The organism is Deinococcus marmoris (assembly GCF_001949125.1).
In the GTDB taxonomy this organism is placed as follows: domain Bacteria; phylum Deinococcota; class Deinococci; order Deinococcales; family Deinococcaceae; genus Deinococcus; species Deinococcus marmoris_A.
The window spans coordinates 1-1,499 of the sequence record NZ_MSTI01000162.1 but is presented as its reverse complement, the minus strand read 5'-3'; the positions used below and the strand labels follow the sequence as shown (position 1 = coordinate 1,499).

3 protein-coding genes are annotated in these 1,499 nt (G+C 60.7%); 2 read left to right on the top strand and 1 reads right to left on the bottom strand.

The window, feature by feature from the left end:
- Together BOO71_RS23635 and BOO71_RS28935 are read left to right on the top strand one after the other, a co-directional pair.
- On the top strand, window positions 1-339 hold a 339-nt coding region (locus tag BOO71_RS23635), incomplete at its 5' end, for an integrase core domain-containing protein (protein ID WP_139323165.1).
- A gap of 482 nt (window positions 340-821) precedes the next feature.
- The gene (locus tag BOO71_RS28935; RefSeq protein ID WP_254843280.1) at window positions 822-1,154 is read left to right on the top strand and encodes an IS66 family transposase; all 333 of its coding nucleotides are present in this window, start codon (window positions 822-824) and stop codon (window positions 1,152-1,154) included.
- A gap of 4 nt (window positions 1,155-1,158) precedes the next feature.
- Here the strand turns inward: BOO71_RS28935 and BOO71_RS23625 are convergent.
- A partial coding sequence (locus BOO71_RS23625; protein WP_139323165.1) for an integrase core domain-containing protein occupies window positions 1,159-1,499 on the bottom strand: 341 nt, incomplete at its 5' end.

Here is a 1,499-nt window from a genome sequence, read left to right as displayed (position 1 = left end):
CAGCCACCAGGAGGGCTGCTCCACCATTCAGACAGGGGGAGCCAATACACGAGTGAGGTCTACAAGCAGGCGCTAGACAGACTGCACGCAGTTCAGAGCATGAGCGAGAAAGGAGAATGCTGGGATAACGCCGTTCAGGAGAGCTTTTTCGCGACGTTGAAGACGGAACTGGAGCTTGGAAAGGCGCAGTGGGGTCGTGTCCAGACACGAACAGAAGTTTTTGAGTGGATTGAGGTGTTCTATAACCGCCAGCGTCGTCACTCCGCGTTGGGCTACCGGTCCCCGGCGGCCTTTGAGGAGCAAGCCCCATCCCGAACTGAGCCTCCACCAAACCCTTGACAGATCAGTGAAAACGCCCGCCTCACGAAGCGGATCGAAGACCTGGAGCGCCGGAACCGCAGATACGCCGCTCCCTTCAGCCGGGACAAGCGCACAGCCCATCCCAAACCGCCAAGACGGCGTCCTGGTGAAGGTCCGTTTGCGCACAAGTCCCCACCCACGCCGCAACAGGTGAACGAGACCGTGCAGGTCACCACTCCAAACACCTGTCCACGCTGCGGGTTTATGGGACCGCTGATCTTCACCCGTCACGACAAGGCCTGGGTCACGGAACTCGTCCCTCAGAACGCTACGCAGATCACCGAGTACCGCGTGCCTGTCATGGCCTGTCCCCAGTGTCACCACGCGGTGCGTGGTGACCATCCGGCCGTAAGCCTAGATCAGGTGGGCGCGACTGCCCATTGACTCGGGCCTGTCCTGCACGCCATCCTCCAAATCCTGCACCACGAGGTGGGCCTTCCTGTCCGCCGGATCAGGCGGTCATGAATCTCCTAGGCGGCGTGCAGGTCACGCAGGGTGCGATCACGCAAGCCGCCGTGCGGCTTGCCGCCGACGACCGTCCCCTTGCCGCACACGTGGACGCCCTAAAGGCACACGTGCAACAGGCTCCGTTCGTCCATCACGACGACACTGGCTGGCGGATCGGCAACCAGAACGCCTGGGTAGGCACGTTTCGCAGTGCGGACACGGTGCTGTTCCGCGCAAATCTGCAGCACACGAACGTGGAAGTCTGGGAAGGGCTGGGACAGAACTTCGCGGGGGTGCTGATCTGTGACCGCTTCTCCTCGTACGACAGCCGCTTTCTGGAGAAGTGATCTGTCAAGGGTTTGGTGGAGGCTCAGTTCGGGATGGGGCTTGCTCCTCAAAGGCCGCCGGGGACCGGTAGCCCAACGCGGAGTGACGACGCTGGCGGTTATAGAACACCTCAATCCACTCAAAAACTTCTGTTCGTGTCTGGACACGACCCCACTGCGCCTTTCCAAGCTCCAGTTCCGTCTTCAACGTCGCGAAAAAGCTCTCCTGAACGGCGTTATCCCAGCATTCTCCTTTCTCGCTCATGCTCTGAACTGCGTGCAGTCTGTCTAGCGCCTGCTTGTAGACCTCACTCGTGTATTGGCTCCCCCTGTCTGAATGGTGGAGCAGCCCTCCTGGTGGCTGTC

Coding starts and splice junctions, on each gene's coding strand:
- BOO71_RS28935 (WP_254843280.1), top strand. CDS start 822: ATGAATCTCCTAGGCGGCGTGCAGGTCACGCAGGGTGCGATCACGCAA.